The sequence below is a fragment of the Comamonas sp. GCA5 genome (genome assembly GCF_036541385.1).
GTDB lineage: Bacteria > Pseudomonadota > Gammaproteobacteria > Burkholderiales > Burkholderiaceae_C > Comamonas > Comamonas aquatica.
The window spans coordinates 48,674-73,888 of the sequence record NZ_JAZHFR010000012.1 but is presented as its reverse complement, the minus strand read 5'-3'; the positions used below and the strand labels follow the sequence as shown (position 1 = coordinate 73,888).

General features: G+C 67.0%; 20 protein-coding genes, 1 tRNA gene and 2 pseudogenes. 16 read left to right on the top strand and 7 right to left on the bottom strand.

Annotation, left to right across the window (positions count from 1 at the left end; genetic code table 11):
• The 5 genes and pseudogenes from SJH88_RS05090 to SJH88_RS05070 all read left to right on the top strand — a co-directional run.
• The coding region (locus SJH88_RS05090) for a TolC family protein (RefSeq protein WP_274753777.1) at positions 1-926 on the top strand (926 nt) is incomplete at its 5' end.
• A 2-nt stretch (positions 927-928) separates the two neighbouring features.
• A pseudogene (locus tag SJH88_RS05085) lies at positions 929-2,325 on the top strand (multicopper oxidase family protein).
• A gap of 14 nt (positions 2,326-2,339) precedes the next feature.
• Positions 2,340-2,834 carry a cupredoxin domain-containing protein gene (locus tag SJH88_RS05080; protein WP_274753776.1) on the top strand — a complete coding sequence of 165 codons (495 nt, stop codon included), beginning with the start codon at positions 2,340-2,342 and terminating at the stop codon, positions 2,832-2,834.
• 29 nt (positions 2,835-2,863) lie between these two features.
• Positions 2,864-3,355: a DUF411 domain-containing protein gene (locus SJH88_RS05075; protein WP_234688092.1), complete on the top strand. Its 492-nt coding sequence runs from the start codon at positions 2,864-2,866 to the stop codon at positions 3,353-3,355.
• A gap of 14 nt (positions 3,356-3,369) precedes the next feature.
• A complete protein-coding gene (locus SJH88_RS05070) occupies positions 3,370-3,738 on the top strand; it encodes a copper-binding protein (protein WP_274753775.1) in 369 nt (122 codons plus the stop codon).
• A gap of 107 nt (positions 3,739-3,845) precedes the next feature.
• Here the strand turns inward: SJH88_RS05070 and SJH88_RS05065 are convergent, their stop codons facing one another.
• A complete protein-coding gene (locus tag SJH88_RS05065; protein WP_331699216.1) occupies positions 3,846-4,400 on the bottom strand; it encodes an SMI1/KNR4 family protein in 555 nt (184 codons plus the stop codon).
• A gap of 437 nt (positions 4,401-4,837) precedes the next feature.
• Between SJH88_RS05065 and SJH88_RS05060 the strand changes: the two genes are divergently transcribed.
• The gene (locus tag SJH88_RS05060) at positions 4,838-6,043 is read left to right on the top strand and encodes a leucine-rich repeat-containing protein kinase family protein (protein ID WP_274753773.1); all 1,206 of its coding nucleotides are present in this window, start codon (positions 4,838-4,840) and stop codon (positions 6,041-6,043) included.
• A 60-nt stretch (positions 6,044-6,103) separates the two neighbouring features.
• Here SJH88_RS05060 and SJH88_RS05055 read toward each other — a convergent pair whose 3' ends face one another.
• Positions 6,104-6,928: a MetQ/NlpA family ABC transporter substrate-binding protein gene (locus tag SJH88_RS05055; RefSeq protein WP_042413291.1), complete on the bottom strand. Its 825-nt coding sequence runs from the start codon at positions 6,926-6,928 to the stop codon at positions 6,104-6,106.
• Positions 6,929-7,326: 398 nt separating this feature from the next.
• Between SJH88_RS05055 and SJH88_RS05050 the strand changes: the two genes are divergently transcribed.
• Both SJH88_RS05050 and pntB read left to right on the top strand, forming a co-directional pair.
• A complete protein-coding gene (locus SJH88_RS05050) occupies positions 7,327-8,901 on the top strand; it encodes a Re/Si-specific NAD(P)(+) transhydrogenase subunit alpha (RefSeq protein ID WP_274753784.1) in 1,575 nt (524 codons plus the stop codon).
• Between the two features lie 27 nt (positions 8,902-8,928).
• Positions 8,929-10,338 (top strand): Re/Si-specific NAD(P)(+) transhydrogenase subunit beta, encoded by a 1,410-nt coding sequence (pntB, locus tag SJH88_RS05045; RefSeq protein WP_154163590.1) that lies wholly within the window; start codon positions 8,929-8,931, stop codon positions 10,336-10,338.
• Between the two features lie 77 nt (positions 10,339-10,415).
• Here pntB and SJH88_RS05040 read toward each other — a convergent pair whose 3' ends face one another.
• Positions 10,416-10,694: a hypothetical protein gene (locus SJH88_RS05040; RefSeq protein WP_274753772.1), complete on the bottom strand. Its 279-nt coding sequence runs from the start codon at positions 10,692-10,694 to the stop codon at positions 10,416-10,418.
• A 241-nt stretch (positions 10,695-10,935) separates the two neighbouring features.
• Positions 10,936-11,781, bottom strand: coding sequence for a MetQ/NlpA family ABC transporter substrate-binding protein (locus SJH88_RS05035; protein ID WP_274753771.1), 846 nt, complete (start codon positions 11,779-11,781; stop codon positions 10,936-10,938).
• A gap of 180 nt (positions 11,782-11,961) precedes the next feature.
• On the opposite strand from SJH88_RS05035, the gene SJH88_RS05030 reads away from it, so the two are divergent.
• Positions 11,962-12,978 carry a P1 family peptidase gene (locus tag SJH88_RS05030; protein WP_274753770.1) on the top strand — a complete coding sequence of 339 codons (1,017 nt, stop codon included), beginning with the start codon at positions 11,962-11,964 and terminating at the stop codon, positions 12,976-12,978.
• A 163-nt stretch (positions 12,979-13,141) separates the two neighbouring features.
• Here the strand turns inward: SJH88_RS05030 and SJH88_RS05025 are convergent, their stop codons facing one another.
• Positions 13,142-14,131 (bottom strand): Bug family tripartite tricarboxylate transporter substrate binding protein, encoded by a 990-nt coding sequence (locus SJH88_RS05025; protein WP_274753769.1) that lies wholly within the window; start codon positions 14,129-14,131, stop codon positions 13,142-13,144.
• A gap of 342 nt (positions 14,132-14,473) precedes the next feature.
• On the bottom strand, positions 14,474-16,135 hold the full coding sequence (ettA, locus tag SJH88_RS05020) for an energy-dependent translational throttle protein EttA (RefSeq protein ID WP_042413302.1): 1,662 nt from the start codon (positions 16,133-16,135) through the stop codon (positions 14,474-14,476).
• Positions 16,136-16,409: 274 nt separating this feature from the next.
• On the opposite strand from ettA, the pseudogene SJH88_RS05015 reads away from it, so the two are divergent.
• Both SJH88_RS05015 and SJH88_RS05010 read left to right on the top strand, forming a co-directional pair.
• A pseudogene (locus SJH88_RS05015) lies at positions 16,410-18,178 on the top strand (DEAD/DEAH box helicase); the annotation flags it as partial.
• A 367-nt stretch (positions 18,179-18,545) separates the two neighbouring features.
• Complete coding sequence (locus SJH88_RS05010) at positions 18,546-20,327, top strand: M14 family zinc carboxypeptidase (protein ID WP_274753767.1); 1,782 nt, start codon at positions 18,546-18,548, stop codon at positions 20,325-20,327.
• Positions 20,328-20,503: 176 nt separating this feature from the next.
• On the opposite strand, the gene SJH88_RS05005 is transcribed toward SJH88_RS05010, so the two are convergent.
• Positions 20,504-20,884 (bottom strand): GGDEF domain-containing protein, encoded by a 381-nt coding sequence (locus tag SJH88_RS05005; RefSeq protein WP_274753783.1) that lies wholly within the window; start codon positions 20,882-20,884, stop codon positions 20,504-20,506.
• 1,319 nt (positions 20,885-22,203) lie between these two features.
• Between SJH88_RS05005 and SJH88_RS05000 the strand changes: the two genes are divergently transcribed.
• The 5 genes from SJH88_RS05000 to SJH88_RS04980 all read left to right on the top strand — a co-directional run bounded on the left by SJH88_RS05000 (position 22,204) and on the right by SJH88_RS04980 (position 25,111).
• Positions 22,204-22,422: a hypothetical protein gene (locus tag SJH88_RS05000; protein WP_042413326.1), complete on the top strand. Its 219-nt coding sequence runs from the start codon at positions 22,204-22,206 to the stop codon at positions 22,420-22,422.
• A 30-nt stretch (positions 22,423-22,452) separates the two neighbouring features.
• Complete coding sequence (gene infA / locus SJH88_RS04995; protein WP_183301389.1) at positions 22,453-22,713, top strand: translation initiation factor IF-1; 261 nt, start codon at positions 22,453-22,455, stop codon at positions 22,711-22,713.
• Positions 22,714-22,992: 279 nt separating this feature from the next.
• Entirely contained in the window at positions 22,993-23,778 is a 786-nt protein-coding gene (locus SJH88_RS04990; RefSeq protein ID WP_274753766.1) for a YoaK family protein, read from the top strand.
• Between the two features lie 165 nt (positions 23,779-23,943).
• A tRNA-Arg gene (locus SJH88_RS04985) sits at positions 23,944-24,020 on the top strand.
• 83 nt (positions 24,021-24,103) lie between these two features.
• On the top strand, positions 24,104-25,111 hold the full coding sequence (locus SJH88_RS04980; protein WP_274753765.1) for an NAD(P)H-quinone oxidoreductase: 1,008 nt from the start codon (positions 24,104-24,106) through the stop codon (positions 25,109-25,111).
• The last annotated feature ends 104 nt before the right edge of the window (positions 25,112-25,215 follow it).

Sequence of the window (25,215 nt, the reverse complement as noted above, 5' to 3'; positions counted from 1 at the left end):
CTGCGGCCGTGGCCGCGCAGCAAAGCCTGCAGGCCGCCGAACGCATGCACGAGGCCGCCGCAGCCGGCGGCGAGCTGGCCCGGCGCATGGCCCTGGTCGGCAACTTCAGCAAGCTGGAACAGGCCCAGGAGCTGCGCGTGCAGCACGACGCCGCCGGCCAGTTGGCCCGCGCCCGCCTGAACGCGACCCTGGAGCGCGAGCAACTGGCCCGCCTGATGGGCCTGTGGGGCCCGCAGGCCGACTTTGCCCTGCCGGACAGCCTCCCGCCCCTGCCCAAGGCCGAGGCCCTGCACAACGGGGCCGATGCCGAAGCCACCGCCCTGCGCGAGCGCCTGGACGTGCGCGCCCTGCGCCGTGAGCTGGACACCACGGCCGATCGCCACGGCTTCGCCCGCGTGGGCACGCTGTTTGGCGACATCGGCGCCAGCTACAGCCGCAACACCACCACCGACCGCGCCACACGCCACGACGAGGTCACGCGCGGCTGGGAGCTGGAGCTGCCCCTGCCCCTGTTCGACTGGGGCGGCGTGGCTACAGCCGGCGCACGCGCGCAGCTGCAGCACCGCAGTGCCCAGCTGCGCAACGCGGCCCTGCAGGCGCGCAGCGAGGCGCGCACCAGCTGGCTGCGCTACCGCACGGCCTGGGACCTGGCCCAGCAGCAGCGCACCGAGGTATTGCCCTTGGCCCAGCAGATGCAGGAGGAGGCCGTGTACCGCTACAACGGCATGTTCATCAGCACCTGGCAGCTACTGGCCCAGGCCCGCGCCACCACCCAGGCCGTGGCCACCGCCACCGAGGCCCAACGCGACTTCTGGCTGGCCGATGTGGACCTGCAACTGGCGCTGTACAGCACCTCTCCCGGCGCGGGGGCTGCCAGCCTCTCGAGCCCGGCCACACCGTCCGAATCCCCTGCACAAGGCCACTGAGCATGAACCGCCGCAATTTCTTCACCGGCGCCGCCACCGCAGTGGCTGCAGCCTCCGTCAGCCGGGTCGCCATGGCGGCTCTGCCCGAACCCGTCCTGCAAAGCAACGCCGACACGGCCGCGCCGCTGACGCCGCCCAATGGCCGGCCCTACCACCCGGTGGTCACCTTGAACGGCTGGACCACGCCCTGGCGCATGAACGCCGGCGTCAAGGAGTTCCACCTCGTGGCCGAGCCCGTGGTGCGCGAGGTCGCGCCGGGCTTCTTCGTCAACATGTGGGGCTACAACGGCCAGTCGCCCGGACCGACCATCGAGGTGGTCGAGGGCGACCAAGTGCGCATCTTCGTCACCAATCGCCTGCCCGAGGCCACCACCATCCACTGGCACGGCCAGCGCCTGCCCAATGGCATGGACGGTGTGGGCGGCCTGAACCAGCCGCACATCCCGCCGGGCAAGACCTTTGTCTACGAGTTCACGGCGCGCGCCCCGGCACCTTCATGTACCACCCGCATTCGGACGAGATGGTGCAGATGGCCATGGGCATGATGGGCCTGTGGATCACCCACCCGAACGTGCAGGCCAAAGGCCGCCACCCGCTGATTGCCGACGTGCAGCGCGACTACGCCTTCCTGCTGGCCGCCTATGCCGTGGAGCCCGGGGCCATGACGCCGCGCATCAACGAGATGACGGATTTCAACATCTGGACCTTCAACAGCCGGGCCTTTCCGTCCATCACGCCGCTGGTGGCCAAGCAAGGCGACAAGGTGCGCATCCGTGTGGGCAACCTGACCATGACCAACCACCCCATCCACCTGCACGGCCACGAGTTCGAGGTCACCGGCACCGACGGCGGCCCCGTGCCCAAGTCCGCCCGCTGGCCCGAGGTGACCACCGACGTGGCCGTGGGCCAGATGCGGCAGATCGAGTTGATCGCCGACGAGCCCGGCGACTGGGCCCTGCACTGCCACAAGAGCCACCACACCATGGGCGCCATGGGCCACAACGTGCCCACCATGATTGGCGTGGACCACCGTGGCCTGGTGGGCAAGATCCAGAAGATCGTGCCCGACTACATGCTGATGGGCGAGCGCGGTATGGGCGACATGGGTGCCATGGAAATGCCCCTGCCCGACAACACCTTCCCGATGATGACGGGCAAAGGCCCCTACGGGAACATCGAGATGGGCGGCATGTTCACCAGCTTCAAGGTGCGCAAGGGCCTGGGCGCCAACGACTACGGCGACCCCGGCTGGTACGCGCAACCCCGGGGCACGCAAGCCTATGCCTGGCAGGGCGCCCCGCTGGAGGCGCAGGCACCACGCCCCACGCCGCCCGGCCAGGCACCGGGCGCCCCCAGCGTACGCAAACCGGCAGCCGGCCACGGCCCTGCCCACCATTGATGCCGGAGCCAATCATGCACACTCTGAAATACATAGCTGCCAGCGCTTTACTGGCATGCGCTACAGCCACTTTTGCCCATGGCAATGCGGCCCACACCCCGGCCAATCCTGCCACCGCGGTGCCGCCAGAACAAAAAGCCTGGGGCATCGCCGGCGATGCCCGGCCCGGGCTGCGCACCCTCACCCTCCGGATGACGGACGACATGCGCTTCGAGCCCGACCACTTCAGCGTGCGCCAGGGCGAGACCCTGCGCCTGCGCGTGGAAAACCGCGGCCAGATCCTGCACGAGGTGGTGCTGGGCACCGCCGCATCGCTGCAAGAACACGCGGCGCTGATGCTGAAGTTCCCCGGCATGGCGCATGCCGAGCCGTACATGGCGCATGTGGCCCCGGGCGAGCGCGAGGACCTGGTCTGGCACTTCAACCGCCCCGGCACTTTTGACTTTGCCTGCCTGATTCCCGGCCACTACCAGGCCGGCATGCAAGGCCGCTTCACCGTCACCCCCTGAACACCGTTGTCCCTGAAAGGAAACCCACCATGCACACCCCAACCACCACCCGCCGCCACGCCCTGCACCTGCTGGCCGCCGCCGCCGGTCTGGCCGCCCTGCCGGCCCTGGCCGCCTCGCCCGCCAAGATCCCCATGGAAGTCTGGAAGGACCCCAACTGCGGCTGCTGCAAGGACTGGATCGTGCTGATGGAGCAGGCCGGCTTTGCCGTCACCGTGCACGACAGCGGCAACAGCGCCGTGCGCGCCAAGCTGGGCCTGCCCGTGCAGTACGGCTCCTGCCACACCGCACTGGTCGGCGGCTACCTGGTCGAAGGCCATGTGCCCGCCGCCGACGTGCACAAGCTGCTCAAGGACAAGCCCAAGGCGCTGGGCATCACCGTGCCCGGCATGCCCATCGGCAGCCCCGGCATGGACGGCCCCGAATACGGCGGCCGCAAGGACCCGTACGACGTGCTGCTGGTCACCAAGTCGCTGATGGGCAGCAACGTCAGCACCCGCGTCTTCACCAGCTACCGTTGAAGAGGAGTCCCGCCATGTCCACCTTCTCCACCCTGCGCAGCCTGGGCTGCGCTGCCGGTCTGCTGTTGAGCCTGGCGACGGCACAGGCACAGGACCATGCCAGCCACCATGCGCCCGCAGCGGTGGCCACCAGCCCTGCGCCAGCGGCGGCGGCCGACCCGGCGTTGACCGAGGGCGTCATCACCCGCGTCGACACCCGCAGCGGCAAGCTGACCATCCGCCACGGCGCCATCACCCACCTGGACATGCCGCCCATGACCATGGTGTTTGGCCTGCAGGACGCGCAGCAGGCCGCCCAGTTCAAGCCCGGTGACCCGGTGCGGTTCCGTGTGGAAGACCAGGCCGGCGCACTGGTCATCACCCGCATCCAGCCGGCGTCCTGAGGGCCGCATGGCCATGGCCCAGGGCTTGGCCCTGGCCTGCTCGGAAATCCGGCGCCTGCAGGCGCCGGAGTGCATGGCGGGCCGCACCAAGGCAGGGGCCCCAGCCGTCAGTACATCCACTTGCGGACCATGGCCGGGCCCCAGCGCACCGACAGCCAGACCTCGGCCTGCGCGTCCCCATCGTCCCGCCCCTGTGCCGTGGCCTGGGCGGTGCACAAGGCCATCAGGGCCAGCGCATCCAGATAGTCGCCCACGTCGTCAAACACCCGGGTCAGCAGCGGCGCACTGTCGTGGTCCAGGTACCAGACCGCGCCGTCGGTCCGGCTGAAGCACCACAGCTTGCCATTGCCCAGGTAGTCCCCAAAGGCCACCAGGTCCGCGATGCCGGCGCGCAGCGTGGCGGCGTCCTGCGGATCGGCCATGGCCACGATGTCCATCACGCCGGGAAACACCACCTGCACCGGGCCGATGGCGGCCCAGTCCCTCCCGGGCGCCTGGCCCTCCCACGCGGCCGCCAACAGGCCCTCGGCCCAATCCTGCACCCCAAGGTGCAACCAGTAATCGCGCAATGCCGGGGGCAACGGGCAGCCCAGCCGCCATTCGCACACGCGCAGCGCGGCTGATGGGAGTGGGCTGGCACACCTGCATCGCCATCCAGGCATGGGCCTGCAGGCCCAGGTGCCAGAACTGCAGCCGCTGCGGCGCATCCCCAGGGCGGTCCGGCCAGTGCGGTGCGGGCACCTGTGCATCCGCCCAGATCACCGCATCCTGCGGGGCAAAGCGCGGGCTGTGGCCCAGCTCCGCCTGCAGCAGTTGCAGCAGAGGTTGGCGCCAGTCCCTCTGGTGCAGCACGGCCACGGGCAGCCAAGGGACATCCCCCATGCGCGGCGCATCGGTCCCCGGACGCACCAGGCAACGGGCGCCAGGCTGCAGCAGGATCGCGCAGGGGTCGGTCTGTGCGGCCCGATGACAGTTGGCGGTGGAGCGCCGCAGGCAGGTCCATCCAGTCCGTCGCCGCCCGCCTGTGCCAGGGCCTGCACCAAGGCCGGCAGGTTGTTCAGATTTTTATTCGCTGTGCCGCGCTTAGACTGCGGCCCTCATGATGACGCTCAAGCAATTTCACGCGCAGCTGGCCGAGGGCCGGTTGGCCGGCGCCCGCCACATCCAGCTCAGCGATGCGCTGACGGAGTTTCCACCGGCGCTGTATGCGCTGGCCGACTCGCTGGAGGTGCTGGACCTCTCCCACAACCAGCTGCAGCAGCTGCCCGCGGACCTGCCACGTCTGCACCAACTGCGCATCCTGTTTGCTTCCCACAACCCCTTCACCGAACTGCCGGCGGTGCTGGGCCAGATGCCCGCGCTGGAGATGGTGGGCTTCAAGGCCTGCCGGATTGCCCATGTGCCCGAGGCCAGCCTGCCACCGCGCCTGCGCTGGCTGATCCTGACCGACAACCAGCTCCGTGCGCTGCCCGCCAGCCTGGGCCAGCGCCTACGCCTGCAAAAGCTGATGCTGTCGTGCAACCAGCTCACGGACCTGCCGGACCTGCGCGCCTGCCAAAGGCTGGAGCTGCTGCGCATCGCCGGCAACCGCTTCACCACGCTGCCCGCCACGCTGTGGCAGCTGCCGGCGCTGGCCTGGGTGGCGATCGCTGGCAACCCGTTGACGCAAGAAAGTGAGCTGTCCGCGCTGGCTGTATCTGCGCAAACGGCCATTTCTTATCCCCAACTCAGCCTGGGTGCACAACTGGGCGAAGGCGCCAGCGGCCACATCCACCAGGCCACCTGCAACGACAGCGGGACAGCCATCGCGCTCAAGGTGTTCAAGGCCGCCGCCACCAGCGACGGCAGCCCGCAGTCCGAACTGGCGGCCGGCCTGGCCGCGGGCCAGCACCCGCAGCTCCTCACGCCCCTGGCCCGGGTGGACGGCCACCCGGACGGTCGGCTGGCCATGGCCTTGCCCTTGCTGCCGACCAGCCTGCGCAACCTGGCCGGCCCGCCCAGCCTGGACAGCTGCACGCGCGATGTCTATGCGCCGGACACGGCCTTCACGCCCGCCACCGCCCAGCGCCTGCTGGCCGACGTGCGCAGTGCGGTGCAGCGCCTGCACGACCACGGCGTGCTGCATGGCGACCTGTACGCCCACAACATCCTGTGGGACCCGGCCACGGGCGAGGCCGTGCTCAGCGACCTGGGCGCAGCCGCGCTGACCCACGATCTGCCCCGCGACCAGGTGGCGCAGCTGCAGGCCCTGGAGTGGCGCGCCTTCGCGCACCTGGAGGCCGAGGTCCTGGCCCGCTGCGCCTGAGCCATAAAAAAGGGCTGCCCGAAGGCAGCCCAAGTACTTTCACACACGCCAAGAAAATCGTTACTGCAGGAAGGCCGGCTTGGCATAGCCGGCAAACTGCTTGTCCACCACCTGCTTGAACTCCTGCGAGCGGAAGGCCTGTTCCAGGTCCTTGGCCCATTGCGCGCCCTGGTCCTTGGTTTTGACGGCCACCACGTTCAGGTAGTGGTCGGGGGTCTTTTCCAGCAGCACGGCATCGCTGAGCTTCAGGCCCGAGGAGATGGCGAAGTTGCCGTTGATGATGGCGAACTGCGTATCCTCCAGCGCCCGCGGCAGGTGGGCGGCGTCCAGCGGCACCAGCTTGATCTTCTTGGGGTTGGCAGCCAGGTCCAGCTCGGACACGCGCAGCGGGTTCACCCCCTCCTTGAGCTTGACCAGCCCGGCCTGCTGCAGCAGCAGGATGCCGCGCGCCAGGTTGCTGGGGTCGTTGGGCAGGGCCACGCGGTCGCCTTCCTTCAGCTCCGCCAGGCTCTTGCGCTGTTTGGAATACACGCCCATGGGCGCGATCGGGCCCTGCACCAGGGCCTTCAGGTCCAGCTTGCGGTCACCCTTGAACTGGTTGAAATACACCTCATGCTGGAAGAAGTTGGCATCGAGTGAACCATCGGCCAACGCCAGGTTGGGCTGCACGTAGTCGTTGAACTCCACCAGCTTGACCTTGTAGCCCTTGGCCTTGAGCAGGGGCACGATGCCCGACTGCAGCTGGTCGATGTTGGAGCCGGCCGTGCCGCCGATGACGAGCTGGGGCTTGCTGGCGTCCTGCGCCATGGCGGGGCTGGCGGCCAGGCTGGCCAGTGCCAGGGTGAAAGCCACGGCAGCGCGGCGCTGGGGATTGAAACGGAACATATGGGTCTTGCCTCCTGAGGGTTTGTGCATCACGCGACCTGGGGGTGCGCGCTGATGTCCTGCAGTATCCGCAGGCGTCCTTCAAATCCCAACAAATAAAAAATACGCTGCATATACCCAGAACGCATTAACAGTCGCTCCCTGGATCACCCAGCAGGCACTCCCCAGCGGCACCATGGCGCATACGGGACACCCAACCGGGGAGGGGCCGCGCGCCGCGGCAAATCAACGACACCCCGCAAGCCCGCCTATCTTTTCTGCAGCGACACCCGTAGAGTGCATCGCAAGAGCAGCCCGGTTGCTGCCCTGCGCCCTGACGGGCGCACGTACCGATGACACAACACCAGGAGACGGCCTTGACGCAAGACACCGCCCACCCCGCCCCGCAACGCATCGGGGTGCTCCGCGAAACCTTCCCACGCGAAAAGCGCGTGGCCACCGTGCCCGATGTGGTGGAAAAACTGCGCCAGCTGGGCTTTGCGGTCGCCATCGAGACCGGCGCCGGCGATGCCGCCAACTTCAGCGACGACACCTACCGCGCTGCCGGGGCCGAGGTGCTGCCCAATGCCGCCGCGGTCTGGCAGGCCGCCGACATCGTCTTCAAGGTGCGCCCGCCCACGGCCGACGAGGTCGCGCTGATGCACCCCGGCCAGATCCTGATCGACTTCATCTGGCCGGCACAGAACCCCGAGCTGATGCAGCAGCTGGCCGCCCGGCAGGTGACGGTGCTGGCCATCGATGCGCTGCCGCGCACGCTGTCGCGCGCCCAGAAGATGGATGCGCTGACCTCCATGGCCGGCGTCTCCGGCTACCGCGCCGTGATCGAGGCGGCGAACGCCTTTGGCCGCTTCTTCAACGGCCAGATCACCGCAGCCGGCAAGGTGCCCCCGGCCAAGGTGTTCATTGCCGGGGCCGGCGTGGCCGGCCTGTCGGCGATTGGCACGGCCGCCAACATGGGCGCCATCGTCCGCGCCAATGACACGCGCGCCGAGGTGGCCGACCAGGTCACCTCGCTGGGTGGCGAGTTCGTCAAGGTCGACTACGAGGAAGACGGCGCGGGCGGCGGCGGCTACGCCAAGGTGATGAGCGAGGGCTTCCAAGCCGCGCAACGCCAGATGTATGCACAGCAGGCCCAGGATGCCGACATCATCATCACCACGGCGCTGATCCCCGGCAAGCCGGCCCCCAAGCTGATCACGGCCGAGATGGTGCGCAGCATGAAGCCCGGCAGCGTGATCGTGGACATGGCTGCCGAACAAGGCGGCAACTGCGAGCTGACCGTGGCCGACGAAGCCCTGGTGCGCTATGGCGTCACCATCATTGGCTACACCGACCTGGCCTCGCGCCTGGCCAAGCAGTCGTCCACGCTGTACGCCACCAACCTGCTGCGCCTGACCGAGGAGCTGTGCAAGGCCAAGAACGGCGTGGCCGTGGTCAACATGGAGGACGACGCGATCCGCGGCCTCACAGTGATCAAGGACGGCGCCATCACCTGGCCAGCGCCCCCGCTGGTGGTCGCACCCAAACCCACACCGACCGCCACCACCGCAGCCACGCCGACGGCCGAGACCAAGAAGAAAGGCGGCCACGGCAGCAGCGGCCCGCTGCCGGCCAAGACGCTGGCCCTCCTGTTTGCCGTGGTGGCCCTGGCGTTCTGGGGCATCGGCGCCTATGCGCCGGCGGCCTTCCTGGGGCACTTCACGGTGTTCGTGCTGGCCTGCTTCATCGGCTACATGGTGGTCTGGAACGTGACGCCGGCCCTGCACACGCCGCTGATGAGCGTGACCAATGCCATCTCCAGCATCATCGCCCTCGGCGCCCTGGTGCAGATTGCGCCGCCGGGCACGGCCGGCACGGGACGGCCGGATGAACTAATTCGCTGGCTGGCCCTTGCTGCGCTTGTGCTGACAGCTATCAATATGTTCGGCGGCTTTGCCGTCACGCGCCGCATGCTGGCCATGTTCCGCAAATAACAAGCACGAGCACCAGAGAGCAACACCATGTCCCAAAGTCTCGCAACGGTGGCCTACCTGGGCGCCGCCATTTTGTTCATCCTGAGCCTGGGTGGCCTGTCCAACCCCGAAACCTCGCGCCGCGGCAATCTGTTCGGCATGGTCGGCATGGCCCTGGCCGTGCTGGCCACCGTGTTCGGCCCGCGCGTCAGTGTCGAGGGCATGGCCTGGATCGTCGGCGCCCTGGTCGTCGGCGGCGGCATCGGCCTGTACGCGGCCAAGGTCGTGAAGATGACGCAGATGCCCGAGCTGGTGGCGCTGATGCACAGCCTGGTCGGCCTGGCCGCCTGCCTGGTCGGCTTTGCTAGCTATGTCGACACCTCCACCCCGCTGCAAGGTGCCGAGCAACTGATCCACGAGGTGGAGATCTATGTCGGCATCCTGATCGGTGCCGTGACCTTCTCAGGTTCGCTGATTGCCTTCGGCAAGCTCAACGGCCGCATCGGCGGCAAGCCGCTGCTGCTGCCGGCGCGCCACTGGCTCAACCTGGCGGCACTGCTGCTGGTGATCGGGTTCGGCCGCGAATTCCTGCGTGCCGAGGGCATCGCCCAGGGCATGCTGCCGCTGGTCGTGATGACCGCCATCGCCCTGCTGTTCGGCATCCACATGGTCATGGCCATCGGCGGTGCCGACATGCCCGTGGTGGTGTCCATGCTCAACAGCTACTCGGGCTGGGCCGCAGCGGCCACCGGCTTCATGCTGGGCAACGACCTGCTGATCGTCACCGGCGCGCTGGTGGGCTCCTCGGGCGCCATCCTGAGCTACATCATGTGCCAGGCCATGAACCGCAACTTCCTGAGCGTGATTGCCGGCGGCTTCGGCTCGGGCGCACCGGCCAAGACGGGCAATGCCACCGCCCAGCCCCAGGGCGAGGTCACCGCCATCAGCGCCATGGAGACGGCCGACCTGCTGCGCGAAGCCAAACGCGTCATCATCGTGCCCGGCTACGGCATGGCCGTGGCCCAGGCCCAGCACACGGTCAACGAGATCACCAAGGCCCTGCGCGCCAAGGGCGTGCAGGTGCAGTTCGCCATCCACCCCGTGGCCGGGCGCATGCCCGGCCACATGAATGTGCTGCTGGCCGAGGCCAAGGTGCCCTACGACATCGTGATGGAGATGGACGAGATCAACGACGACTTCCCCGAGGCCGATGTGGCCATGGTGATCGGCGCCAACGACATCGTGAACCCGGCCGCCCAGGATGACCCGGCCAGCCCGATTGCCGGCATGCCGGTGCTGGAAGTCTGGCGCGCCCGGCAGTCCGTCGTCATGAAGCGATCCATGGCCTCCGGCTATGCCGGCGTGGACAACCCGCTGTTCTACAAGGACAACAACCGCATGCTGTTTGGCGACGCCAAGAAGATGCTGGACGAGGTGCTGACGGCGCTGCGCGCCTGAGGACGGCCGTCCCGTTGCGGCGCAGCGGGCGGCCGCGCCACGGTCACCCTAGGGGCGCAGGTGGATCTGCGACTGGATCACCACCCCCTGGGGGGCAAGGGCGCGACGTACACGGGGTAGGGCTGCTGGTAGACCACGGGGCGGTCCTTGCATTTGCGCTTTTCCTTGTACTCGCCGTTCTTCTTCCACTCGCGCTTGACCTTGCACTGGCCATCCCAGAACTCTTGCTTGTGCGCGTGGTGGCGGTGTTCGTGCTTGCGGTAGTGGCGGTGGTCGTCGTCATCCCCCGCCCAGCTGGTGAACGGCAGGGCCAACAGGAGAACGGGCAGACCCATCGTGGCAAGGATTCGTGGCATGGTGCGGTGCTTCACAGTGGTGGCTGACGCCGCAAGCCTAGGCCCGAAACCGCGCCACATTTTGTAAAAGCCGTGTGCGCCGCTTACAGCGCGGGCCTGTGCACCGGACGGGGCAACCCCTGCGCCCCGCCAGCCGTGCCTCCGCCAAGGTGCCCCACGGGCCGGCTATGCCGGCGGACGGCCACAAAAAAAGCAGCCCGCAGGCTGCTTGGTCAGGTTCCGTCGGCCGCGTGGGCCCACCTCACTGCAGGAACGCAGGCTTCATGTAGCCCACGAACTTGGTGTCCACCACCTGCTTGAAGGCAGGAGAGCGGTAGGCCTCGGCCAGGTCCTTGGCCCACTGGGTGGTTTCGTTGCCGGTCTTGACGGCCACCACGTTCAGGTACTGGTCGGGGGTCTTTTCCAGGATCACGGCTTCCGTCAGCTTCAGGCCCGAGGAGATCGCGAAGTTGCCGTTGACCACCACGAAGTCCGCGTCTTCCAGGGCGCGGGGCAGGTGGGCCGCATCCAGGGGCAGGAACTTGAGCTTGTGCTTGTTCTCGGCCAGGTCCAGTTCGGACACGCGGGCGGGGTTCACACCGTCCTTGATCTTGATGAGGCCGGCGTTCTGCAGCACCAGCAGGGCACGCGCCAGGTTGCTGGGGTCATTGGGCAGGGCCACGCGGGCGCCAGCCTTCAGCTCGTTGATGCTCTTGAACTTCTTGGAGTACACGCCCATGGGGGCCACGGGGCCTTGCACGATGGCCGTCAGCTTGAGCTTGCGGTCGGTGGTGAACTGGTCGAAATAGGCGCGGTGCTGGAAGAAGTTGGCATCCAGCGAACCATCGTCCAGCGCCAGGTTGGGCTGCACATAGTCGTTGAACTCGATCAGCTTGACGGTGTAACCCTTGGCCTTGAGCTGGGGCACGATGCCTTCTTGCAGCAGGTCGTAGTTAGAGCCGGCGGTGGCGCCAATGCGCAGCTGCTTCTTGGCAGCGTCCTGGGCCATGGCCGGGCCGGCCAGGATGCCGGCCACGGCCAGCGCGGCGGCGGTCAGCACGGCACGGCGGCCTGCAGCGCCTACCTGGAAGGAATTGCGATCAAACATGTGGTGACTCCCTGGGAATGCAATGACCGGCCTGCGCGAGAATGCGTGTCCACGCGGATGGACCAGACCGTTTATCGGCATGCAGTATGCCGACATTCAGGGTAAACCCCAAAGATTAAAAAACCATCTATTTATTCCCATTCGCTATAAACCAGCCACTTGACCACGACGAGGTGCACATTGACCGCAACGCTTTTGGCACATGCCGGGCACATCGCCCGGGTACAGGGCATCCAGGTGGGCCACTTCACCGACCCGCGCCGCCCCACGGGCTGCAGCGTGGTGCTGTGCCCGCAGGGGGCCGTGGGGGGCGTGGATGTGCGCGGCGCCGCCCCCGGCACGCGCGAGACCGATCTGCTGGACCCCAGCCACCTGGTGCAGCAGGTGCACGGCATCACCCTGTCCGGCGGCAGCGCCTGGGGGCTGGATGCCGCCAGTGGCACGGTGCGCTGGCTGGAGGAGCAAGGCGCCGGACTGGACATCGGCGTGGGCCGCATCCCGCTGGTGCCGGCGGCCGTGCTGTTTGACGTGATGCTGGGCGACATGCGCATCCGCCCCGATGCCGCCGCGGGCTACGCGGCCTGCCAGGCCGCCAGCCATGAGCGCCCGGCCGAAGGCAGCGTGGGCGCGGGCGCCGGGGCCGTGGTGGGCAAGATCTTTGGCCATGCGCGGGCCATGAAGGGCGGCATCGGCACGGCCAGCTTCACCGTGGACGGCGTGACCGTGGGCGCGCTGGTGGCCTGCAATGCGCTGGGCGATGTCTACCACCCGCACACCGGCCAGCTGCTGGCCGGCGCCCGCACCGCCGATGGCCAGCAGTTGCTGGGCGCACGCGATGCCCTGCTGCGCGGCGAGGCGCCCAGCGCCATCCTGGCGGGCAGCAACACCACCCTCGGCGTGGTGGCCACCGATGCCCAGATCACCAAGCCCCAGGCCCAGCGCCTGGCCACCGTGGCCCACGACGGGCTGGCGCGCGCCATCAACCCGGTGCACACCATGAGCGACGGCGACACCCTGTTTGCCCTGGGCACGGGCCAGTCGGGGCGCAGCCTGGGGCTGATGACGCTGTTCACCCTGGCCGCCGAGGCCGTGGCCCTGGCCACGGCGCGCGCCATCCTGTTGGCGCAGTCGGTGGACGTGGCCGGCCAGCAGCGCTTGCCCAGCTGGGCCGACTGGCAGGCGCGCGCCCACGCTTGATCCATAAAAAAGGAGCAGGCAGCGCTGGATGCACAGGGGATACAGCATCAAAACGACCTGAACCCCTTGCCCATCGCGCGCTGCATGCTCTTATTGATGAAGAACGCGCGCCGCGCTGGCCGCACGCGCCCACCCGGCGGCCCCAGCGGGCCGCCGCGCCGGCTCAGTCCACCGTGGCGCCCGAGGCCTTGACCACCGGCGCCCAGGTCTGCACCTCCTGGCGGATGAAGTTGCCGAAGTCCTGCGGCGTGTTCTTCTGCGACACGGCCCCCAGCTTGGCATAGGCCTGCTGCACCTCAGGTTTGTCGAACGCGGCATTCATGGCCTTGTTCAGCTTGTCCACCACCTCCTTGGGTGTGCCTTTGGGCGCGATCAGGCCGAACCACGAGGTCACATCGAACGGTGCCACACCGCTTTCCTCCAGCGTGGGCACATCGGGCGCCGAGGGCGAACGGGTCTTGGTGGTCACCGCCAGGGCCTTGAGCTTGCCCGACTGCACATGCGGCCACGAGGCGGGCATGTTGTCGAACATGAACTGCACCTGGCCACCGATCAAATCCGTCACCGCCGGCGCGCTGCCCTTGTACGGAATGTGCTGGGTTTTCAGGCCCGTGCGCACCTTGAACATCTCGCCCGCCATGTGGATGGAGGTGCCGCTGCCCGAGGAGGCATAGGAGATCTTGTCGTTGTTGGCCCGCGCCCAGGCGATGAACTCCTTGACGTTGTTGGCCGGCACGCTGGGGTGCACCACCAGGATGTTGGGCACCTTGGCGCCCAGGGCCACGGCCTCGAAGTCACGGTTCAGATCGAACTTCACGTTCGGGTACAGCGTCTGGTTGATGGCACTGGTCACCGCCACGAACAGCAGGGTGTAGCCATCGGGGGCTGCGGCCTTGACGGCTTCGGTGGCGATGTTGCTGCCCCCGCCAGGGCGGTTCTCCACCACGAAGGACTGGCCCAGGGACTCTGTCAGCTCCTTGGCCATGATGCGGGCCACCACGTCGGTGGTGCCCCCGGCGGAAAAGCCCACCACGATGCGCACGGGCTTGCTGGGGTAGTCCGAGGCCCAACTGCTGCCCAGGGCCGCACCGGCCAGCACACCAATGCCCAGCTGGGCGCACGCACGGCGGGAAAGCGAAAAATCAAAGCGCATGGGGAAAGTCTCCTGTGATCGTTATGGCGGCCACACTTGGCGTCAGCGTGGCGCTTGATGGATATCAAGGAGTGTCTTTATACCGACGATGTGGCGACTTTCCCGAGGGGTTAACCCGCCTGGGTACACCCTGACCGCCATCCCACCGGCAGCCCCCCATCGCCAGCGGATGGGTTGCAGGTTGCAGCACCGGCGCCCATGACCCCATGGCTTCCTCGCCGCGTGGGTGTTTGATCGCAACGCAGATGCAGTGCGCATCCCACCCACGGATGCCTGTACCCCCAAGGCCAGCCACCATGCAAAAAGGCTCCCGAAGGAGCCTTTTCATGCACAGCACAACAATTACTTGAGGGCCTTGTAGCGGAATCGCTTGGGGGCTGCGCCCTCTTCGCCCAGGCGTTTCTTCTTGTCGGCCTCGTACTCCTGGTAGTTGCCGTCGAAGAACACCCACTGCGAGTCACCTTCGGCCGCCAGGATGTGCGTGGCGATACGGTCCAAGAACCAGCGATCGTGCGAGATCACCAGCACGGTACCGGCGTACTCCAGCAGCGCGTCTTCCAGCGCACGCAGGGTTTCCACGTCCAGGTCGTTCGAGGGTTCGTCCAGCAGCAGCACGTTGCCGCCCTGGATCAGGGTCTTGGCTAGGTGCAGACGACCGCGCTCACCACCCGACAGCATGCCGACCTTCTTTTGCTGGTCCTGGCCGTTGAAGTTGAAGCGACCCGCGTAGGCGCGCGACGCCATGGTGAACTTGCCCACGTTGATCATGTCCAGACCACCGGAGATGTCTTCCCACACGGTCTTCTCGTCGGCCAGCGCATCGCGGTGCTGGTCGACGAAGGCCATCTTCACGGTCTGGCCGATTTCCACGGTGCCGGAATCGGGTTGTTCCTTGCCGGCGATCAGCTTGAACAGGGTCGACTTACCAGCGCCGTTGGGACCGATGATGCCGACGATGGCACCAGCCGGAATGTTCATCGACAGGTTGTCGATCAGCAGGCGGTCGCCAAACGCCTTGGAGACGTTGTGGAACTCGATGACCTTGGAGCCCAGACGTTCAGCCACAGGAATGAAGATTTCCTGGGTTTCGTTGCGGCGCTGGTATTCGTAATCGCTCAGTTCCTCGAAGCGTGCAATACGCGCCTTGGACTTGGCCTGGCGGCCCTTGGCGTTCTGGCGCACCCACTCCAGCTCCTTCTTCAGGGCCTTGGCGCGCGCTTCCTCGCCCTTTTGCTCGGCTTCCAGGCGGTTGCCCTTCTGGATCAGCCAGTCGGAGTAGTTGCCCTTGTAGGGAATGCCGTGACCACGGTCCAGTTCCAGAATCCACTCGGCGGCGTTGTCCAGGAAGTAGCGGTCGTGGGTGATGGCCACCACGGTGCCGGAGAAGCGGTGCAGGAACTGCTCCAGCCAGTCCACGGACTCGGCGTCCAAGTGGTTGGTGGGTTCGTCCAGCAGCAGCATGTCGGGCTTGGACAGCAGCAGCTTGCACAGCGCCACGCGGCGCTTTTCACCACCGGACAGCAGGCCCACCTTGGCATCCCAGGCGGGCAGGCGCAGCGCATCGGCCGCGATTTCCAGTTGGTGCTCGGAGTCGGTGCCAGCGGCGGCAATGATGGCCTCCAGCTCGCCCTGCTCGGCCGCCAGCGCGTCAAAGTCGGCATCTTCCTCGGCGTAGGCCGCATACACCTCTTCCAGGCGTGCCTTGGCGTTGTTCACCTCGGCCATGGCTTCTTCGACGGCCTGGCGCACGGTGTGCTCGGGGTTGAGCTGGGGCTCCTGCGGCAGGTAGCCGATGGACAGGCCCTGCATGGGAATGGCTTCGCCTTCGAACTCCTTGTCCACGCCGGCCATGATCTTCAGCAGCGAAGACTTGCCCGAGCCATTCAGACCCAGCACGCCGATCTTGGCGCCGGGGAAGAAACTGAGCGAAATGTCCTTCAAGATCTGGCGCTTGGGGGGCACCGTCTTGGTCAGGTGGTTCATCGAAAAGACGTATTGAGCCATGTGTTTGTCAGCAGATTCTTTTAAAAAAATACAAATTTGGCGCTCATTGCACAGGCGCCCCAACCACTGATTATCTCCGCATGCGACAATACCCACCGTCAGGGGCTCCAGTTTCCCCTTGGCATCAGCATTCAGCTGGGGACGAAGGCTCGCCAACCCAAGCGATTCCGGCTCCCACTTCCTGTGAATCTCATCTGCCTACGACTGGCTGGGCAACCGCTGCGGTTGCTGCGACAGGCTGATACCCCGCGCCCGGATGGGCGTATCGACAACAATGACATTTGAAGAATTGAACCTGGCACCTGCCATCGTCAAGGCAGTGCTCGAGCAGGGCTACGAAAACCCAACCCCAATCCAGGCCCAGGCCATCCCCGCCGTGTTGACTGGCAAGGACCTGCTGGCCGGCGCACAGACCGGAACCGGCAAGACGGCCGCCTTCTCGCTGCCCATCCTGCACCGCCTGACCCAGGGCGGCACCAGCCACCCCGCCGGTGGCATCCGCGCCCTGATCCTGACGCCCACCCGCGAACTGGCCGCGCAGATTGAAGAAAACATCCGCGGCTACTCCAAGTACCTGGACATCAGCTCCACCGTGATCTTCGGGGGCGTGGGCATGAAGCCCCAGATCGACCGCATCCGCAAGGGCGTGGACATCCTGGTGGCCACCCCCGGCCGCCTGCTGGACCTGCAGCAGCAAGGCTTCATGGACCTGTCCCAGGTCGAAGTGCTGGTGCTGGACGAAGCCGACCGCATGCTGGACATGGGCTTCATCCACGACGTGAAGAAGATCCTGGCCCTGGTGCCCTCGAACAAGCAAAGCCTGCTGTTCTCGGCCACCTTCAGCGACGACATCCGCGCCCTGGCCAACGGCCTGCTCAAGAACCCCGAGAGCATCCAGGTCACGCCACGCAACACCACCGTGCAGCGCATCAAGCAGGTGATCCACCCCGTGGGCCGCGCCAAGAAGAAGCAGGTGCTGCTGCACATCATCAACGACAACCAGTGGAACCAGGTGCTGGTGTTCACGCGCACCAAGTTCGGCGCCAACAACGTGGCCGAATTCCTGACCAAAAATGGCGTCACCGCCATGGCGCTGCACGGCAACAAGAGCCAGAGCGCCCGCACCCAGGCGCTGGCCGGCTTCAAGACCGGTGAACTGCGCGCCCTGGTGGCCACCGACATCGCCGCCCGCGGCATCGACATCGACGAGCTGCCGCACGTCGTGAACTACGAGATCCCGAACGTGCCCGAAGACTACGTGCACCGCATCGGCCGCACCGGCCGCGCGGGCCGCGAAGGGCATGCCGTGAGCCTGGTCTGCATGGACGAAGAAGGCTTCATGATGGAGATCGAACGCTTCACCAAGCAGGAAATCCCCGTGGTGCCCCTGGAAGGCTTCGGCCCTGACGAAGGTGAGAAGGCCGAACCCATCGCCATGGGTCGCCAGACCATCTGGGGCGGTGCCGGCAAGCCACCGAGCCGCGACGTCATGCAGGCCGCCGCCAAGGCCGCCCGCCAGGAAATGATGGAGCGCATCCGCACCACCAAGAGTGCCCAGTCCGACCGTGGCGGTCAGCGCAACCCGCGTGCGCCCCGTGCTGAAGGCCAGCCAGCCGATGGCGAGGCCGGTGCCTCGCAAGGCGCACGCCGTGGCGGCGCGCGCCGCCCGGCACGCCAGGGCTTTGCCCCCCGCGCAACGCCGGCACCAACTTCGAAGGCCGTGCCGATGGCAACGCCGAGCGCGCGCCCCGTGCCGAAGCCTTGGACCAGGACGGCCAGCCACGCCGCAGCGGCCAGGGTTACAACCGTTCGCGCCAGCGTCCCTCGCGCGACAACCCACGCGGCGCCGAAGCCCCACGCGGCCCGGCCAGCCACGCCAGTGCCGGTGGCCAACCCCGCACAGCCCGCCAGCCTGGCGGCGACAACTACGGCAACAGCCGCTTCGAAGACCAACCCCCGCGCCCCAATGCCCACCTGGGCACGCAGCTGGGCAACCCTGTCTCGCGCGGCCCCCGCGCCGGTGGCTCGGCCCAGCCCGACCCCACCCGCACCAGCATCGACCTGATGATGGAACGCCCACGCCGCGCCGGTGGCGGTGGCTTCCGCGGCAACAATGGCGGCGGCATGGGTGGTGGCGGCAATCGCCGCCGCAGCGGCGGCGGTGGCTTCAACCGCTAAGCCCAGTGGTCCAGCGCTGCGCCGCTGGACACTGCTTGCCCGGCTCCGCCTGCACACACCGGTGCGCACGGCGGCCCGCCACACGGCAAGCGCCTTGCACTGACACGGCAACAGAAAACCTGGGCGTTAACATGCGCCCAGCTTCGGTTTTCACCCTCACGCTGTGCCCCCGGCGGCTGCCACAGCCCGGCGGGCACACACCTCCACTTGGATTTCTGAGGTTCACAGCACTATGACAAAGCCCTTCGCCCCTGTCTTCGCGCCGTACCAGGAACGCCCAGGCACCGCCTTCGCCACCCACGCCGCGCGCGTGGCCCTGGCAGGCACCGCACTCGCCCTGGCAGCCTGCTCCAGCACGCCGCTGCCACCCTGGCCCTCGACCGGCAGCCGCCCGCAGCCTCCTGCAGTGGCCCCAGCTGCCGCGCCGGCTCCGGCAGCCAGCACCCATACTGGCAGCCCCCGTCCTGCAGCCACCAGCGTCACCCCGGTGGCGCCCAGCAACATGCTGGAGGCCCTGCCCTACAGCGCCGCGATTGCCGAGCTGTTCCCCGACCCCGCCGAGCGTTACAGCACCCCGGGCCTGTCCGACGGACGCCGCAGCCTGACCACCAACAGCGAGCTGACCGAGCTGCTGCGCGAGCTGAGCCAGGCCAGCACCAGTGGCGGCCCACGGCTGGGCGTGCTCAACAGCGGCAGCGCGCAAAGTGGCGCCCCCATCCTGGCGCTGATTGCCACGCAGAGCCCCAGCATCTCGCCCCTGGCCCTGGAAGAAAGCGGGCGCCCCAGCGTCATGATCGTGGCCGGCCAGCAAGGCACCGACACCGCCGCCACCGAGGCCGCCCTGGTCCTGGCCAAAGAGCTGGGCACCGGCGGTCTGCTGGCGCCACTGCTGGACAAGATCAACATCATCCTGGTGCCACGCGCCAACCCCGACGGCTTTGACCAGGGCCGCGCCACCACCGCCGATGGCACGGACCTGCGTTTTGACCACCTGCTGCTCAAGACACCGGAAGCGCGCTTCTTGGCCAAGCTGGCGCGCGACTACCGCCCGGCCATCGTGCTGGATGCCGGCGAATTCGCCGCCATCGAACCCACGCTGCAGCGCTTTGCTGCCGTGCGCGCCAACGACATGGGCCTGCAGTACGGCATCACGCCGAATGCCCACGAGTTCGTGACCAAGGCCGCGCGCGAGTGGCTGCACGAACCCGTGGTGCAAGCCCTCAGCCAGGCGCGGCTGCGTGCCGACTGGGCGTTCACGGCCACCGGCAGCGATGCCGCCGCCGGCTTTGCCATGGGCGGCCTGGCCCCCACCACGCTGCGCAACGCCTCCAGCCTGAAGAACATGGCCAGCATGGAAACCCTGAGCCGCGGCAGCGACCTGGGCCGCACCCACATCCAGCGCCGCGTGCACAGCCAGGTCAAGGCGATGATGGCGGTGCTGCAGAACGCCGCCCAACGCGCCGACAACCTGCGCCAGGTGAGCGCCTTCGTGGCGCGCGATGTCGCCTCCAAGGCCTGCCGCAGCACGCTGACCGTGCAGGCGCAGCCGCGCCAGGAACAGCGCGAAGTGACGCTGGTGGACGCCCAGACCGCCCAGTTGGTGCAAAAGCCCGTGGCCTGGACCAGCGGCATGAGCATGGTGCAGCCACGCCAGCGCCACCAGGCCTGCGGCTACTGGCTGTCGCCGAATGCCGTGCAGGCCACCGAGCGCCTGAGCATGCTGGGCGTGATCGTGCAACGCGTGGGCGAACTCTCGCCCATGCAGGTAGAGACCTACCAGGCCGCCACACCCGGCACCAGCACGCCCACGGCGAATGTCACGCTGGCCCGCACGGCCATGGAGGCCACGCCCGGCAGCTACTACGTCAGCATGAACCAGCCTCTGGCCTACCTGGCGGCGGCAGCCCTGGAGCCCGACACCCCGTACAGCTACATGAGCCACGGCGTGCTGGGCGGTCTGGGCGACGTGGCGCGGGTGGTGACACGGCCCAACATCGTGTTCGACGAGGATTGAGCCCCCGCGCGACAAGGTCCGCCATGCCGCACCCGCAGCGGCGCTCAACAAAAAGCCCCGTACTGGTATCCAGTGCGGGGCTTTTTTACACTACATCAACGATAGCAATCAGCGCTCACTGCACCTGGGCTGCAGCCACTTTGGACTCATAGACGGCCACCACAGCGCCCGATGGTTCAACCCTGCACCACGGCCGGTGCCACAGTGGCGGGCGACAGCGCCGCCATGCTGCTGACCACGCGGTTGCGCCCGGCCCGCTTGGCCTCGTACAACAGGGTATCCGCATGCCGCAGCAGCGTCTGCAGCGAAGCCATGGCATCGCACATCACCACCCCGAAGCTGGCGGTCAACGGCTGGGGCAGCAGGCGCAGCGACTCCAGGGCCAGCTGCTCGCGCATGCGCTGCACCACCGCCACCGCGCCCTCCAGGTCCGTGCAGCGCAGCATCAGCACAAACTCCTCGCCCCCGAAGCGCACCACCAGATCGTCCTGGCGCACATGGTGCACCAGCACCTGTGCCACCAGCTTCAGCACCTCGTCGCCCATGCCATGGCCCAGGCTGGCGCATGCGCGACGGGGCCTGCTCGAAGAAGGCGCGGCGGTTGAGCAGTTGGGTCAGCGCATCGCGGTCCCGCTCGTGCTTCAGGATCACAAACATCTCGCGCACACTGACGGCCAGCAGCACGGCGATGAACCACAGGCTCAGCAGCAGGTTGACCGCCAGCATCAGCAGCCACAGGGGCGAGCTCGACAGCTCCGGCAGCGGACCCTCCCAGAGGAACACAGCCACGATCGCCGGGCGCAGCACCGAATACGCCACGAATACCAGGTAGGAGGCACGCAGCAGGCGCTCCAGCCCATGCACCGGCCGGCGCTGCCGGCACACGGCCATCACCCCCAGCAACAACAGCAGCACCATGGCCAAGTTCAGCACCAGGATGCGGATGCGCAACTGGTCGGTGACCTGCGAGAAGTAATACAGCAGCCCCAGCGCCAGCACGCCCACGACCGCCGCCAGCCTGGGGTGGGCCGCGCCCCCGTACTTGAGCGCCATGCCCTGGGCCATGGCCCACAGGCCGGACAGGTAAAACGCCCCCAGCAGCACGGCCGTGCGTGCCAGATGCTCGTTGCTCATCAGGGTCTGCGCCGCCAGCGGCACTGCGGGCAGGATGTAAGCCGCCGCCAGCCACAGCAGGTAGCGATGCTGACGCAGCACTGTCCAGCAGGCGACCAAGGCCAAGCCGAGCAGCACCCCACACACAGGCACGATCAATGAGAAATACAGGCTGGCTTGCAAAAATGGCTCTCGAATATCAAGGGCAATCGCAAAGTCTAACGCTGGCCTCATTTGGCAAGCAGTTTTCCTGCATGAACGGGAGGATTCTCCGCATCAGGTACCCCGTGCTCTGGAGGCGGTGGTGTGCCGGGGTTGGGGCGCACACGCCAGGATTGCTCTTTTTTCATGAGCATCCATCGGATTATGGGTAAGCGCTACATCCATTTTCAGCATCCATCAAACTTCCTTCCAACCCCAAGCCTGCATCCCCTCCCAAGTCATTCCTTCTTCCGACGGAAAACCCGCAGGCACCTGCCTTCCACCTGCACCACCCAAGCGGCGCGGCATTTTATGCGACTTGCATATAAAGCAAGTTTCTTTTATAATCCATGGTTTTCAGGAGCTGGGCTTGTGGCTCCTGGGCAGCGCCTCCGCACCGCGCTGCCGCACCCAAGGCTTCGCCCCAGCAAGACATTGCCATCCCCACAAGCCGCCGCCCGCCCCCGGGCCGTTGCCCTTCGCCGACTCCGAAGGGATATTTTTTAACCATTCTTTTCTGCCTGGCTGCCACCCGCTCAGGGTCTGCGCCAGCTTCGACACCATGCACCATGCTTCGATCACCGAGCGTGTTGGCCACTATGTGGTCACCCCGCTCACCCACACCACCGCCAGCGGCAAAGTGTCTGCGGCGGTCTCCATCCGCCGCGGCGTCTATGACCGCGTCTTCCGTTTCATCGACCAGTTCGACTCGCGCGCCAGCGCCACCCGCTACGCCTTGCAAGAAGGCCGCAGCATGGTGCTGTGCAACCAGCTGAGCTGACCCCCACCACCACAGAGGAGTGAAATCACATTGGCCAAAGAAGAACTGATTGAAATGCAAGGCCGGGTGGACGAAGTGCTGCCCGATGCCCGTTTTCGCGTCACCCTGGACAACGGACACCAACTGATCGCCTACTCCGGCGGCAAGATGCGCAAGCACCGCATCCGCGTGCTGGCCGGCGACAAGGTCAGCCTGGAAATGTCTCCCTACGACCTGGACAAGGGCCGCCTGACATTCCGGCACATCGAACAACGCAGCGGCAGCGCCCCCGCCCCGCAGCGCCGTCGCTGAACGTCCCGGCGATTGCCACTTTCTCAGCCCGCCCTGCAGCGGGCTTTGTTTTGTGTGCCATGCCCCTTCACGGGCATCTTGAAAGCATAGCGCGCTGCGCTTGCCAGGCCATGGTCTGCAGGGGATTCATGCTGCAAACACTGCCCCATCCATCTCGGTGCGCCCGTCTCGCAGCAGCGGCGCGGCCCCGCCTGCACCCTCGTAGGATTTGACCGACAATTCCAGGCGACATGCAAGGGTGGCCACCCCGGCCGCCCCACCAACGTTTGCAGGGATGGAATGCGCAGACTTCGCCACCTGACCAACCGACACCGGGCGCCGTCCACCAACATGGCACTGGGGCTGCTGCTGGCCTTCAATGCCGGCGCCGTGAATGCGGGCGGCTTCCTCATCCTCGGCATGTACACCTCGCACATGACCGGCTTTGCCTCGCAACTGGCCGATGGCCTGGTCCTGGGCAACGGCAAGCTGCTGCTCAATGCCCTGGGCGCCATCCTGGCCTTCATGACCGGTGCCGCTGTGTGCGCCGTGCTGGTCAACTGGGGGCGCCAGCGCCAGCTGTACAGCGTCTACGCCCTGCCCCTGATGCTGGAGGCGCTGATGCTCTTTCCCTTCGGCCTGATGGGCACCGTCACCCTGAACTGGAACACCCCGTTCGCCGTACCACTGACCGTGCTGCTGCTGTCTTTCATGATGGGCCTGCAAAATGCCGTCGGCTCCAAGACCTCGGGGGGCAGCACGCGCACCACGCACATGACCGGCAACTTCACCGACCTCGGCATGGAACTGGGCAAGGCCCTGTTCTGGCTCCGCCAGCGCCGGCAGTCCGTCCCGGCCCTGCCCGCCGTGCAGCACGACTGGCGCCGCATGCGCATGACGGCCGGGCTGATCGCGATGTTCGTGCTGGGCGGCATCACCGGGGCCCTGGGCTTCAAGCACATTGGCTTTTTCTGCGTGGTGCCGCTGGCACTGCTGCTGCTGGCCCTGTCCGTGCCGCCGTTTCTGCGCGATGCCGCACACTCCACGGAACTGCAGGCCCTGTGGCGCAGGTTCCACCAACGCTGAGGCTGCGGCGCCCGGCCCCATGCCCTGTTGCAGGCCGCGGGGCGCCAAATCGGGGCATAATGACGCCCAGTCATGAAGATGGCGTTTTACAAATGCGGAGCGCTCCGCATTCGATCAATCAAACGCTACTCTTTATGAAGCTACAGGCACAGATACACAAACGCGGTGGCGTTAGCTCAGTTGGATAGAGCAACAGCCTTCTAAGCTGTGGGTCACTGGTTCGATTCCAGTACGCCGCGCCATCTCTGCACCAGCACCTATAAGCCGTCCGATGCCTGCATCGCACGGCTTTTTTGTTTTCTGCAACCACCATAACGAGACAGCCATGCCCACCCTGCCCACCACCATGCTGGCCGCCGCCCACCACGGGTTCGGCGGCCCCGAGGTCCTGCAGCCGACCACGATGCCACTGCCCAGCCTGCGCCCCAACGACCTGCTGGTGCGCGTGCGCGCGGCCGGTCTGAACCGTGCCGAGATGAACTGGCGCCAGGGCAAGTACGGCGAGCAGCCCGGCTTTGGCGACAGCGACGCGGTGATCGGCCTGGAGATGGCCGGCGAGGTGGTGGCCATCGGTCCCGAGGCCCAGGGCTTTGCCATCGGCGACCGCGTCATGGGCATTGTCGGCGGCGGCGCCTATGCCGAATACGCCCGCATCGACGCCGGCATGGCCATGCACACGCCCGACAGCCTGAGCGATGAGGAGGCCGCGTGCATCCCCGAGGCCATGGTCACCGCCCACCACGTGCTGCTGCACCTGGGCGAGATGCAGCCCGGCGCCCGCGTGCTGGTCCACGGCGCGGGCGGCGGCGTCGGCACCTCGCTTATGCAGATGGCGCGCATGGCTGGCGCGCGCACCATCGTCACCACCAGCAGCGCCGGCAAGCACGAACGCCTGCGCAGCCTGGGGGCCGACATCACCATCGACTACGCCAGCCAGGACTTTGCCGAAGTGATTGCCCGCGACGTCCCCGGCGGGCGCGTGGATGTGGTGATCTGCAACATGGGCGCTCCTTACCTGGAACGCAACCTGCGCAGCCTGGAAGCCGGGGGCCGCCTGATCCAGCTGGGCCTGCAAGGTGGCGCCCAGGGCAGCCTGCCCATGGATGTGCTGATGACGCGCCGGCTGCGCATCGAAGGCACGGTGATGAAATCCCTGACCCCGGTGCAGAAGGCGGCCATGACCCAGCGCTTTGCCCAGCGCTGGCTGCCGGTGATTGCCCAGCGCCAGTTGCTGCCGCTGATCGAGCGCAGCTACCCGCTGCGCGAAGCGGCCCAGGCACACCGCCATTTCGAGCAGCAACCACCCTTCGGCAAGCTGCTGCTGCGCTGCTGAACGCCGCAGCCCACAAAAAAAGAGAGCTGTCAGCGCTCGCTGTGATTGGGTTTCAGGGCGTTTTTTATCCTGAACCTACACACAACAAGCGCCAGCAGCTCTCT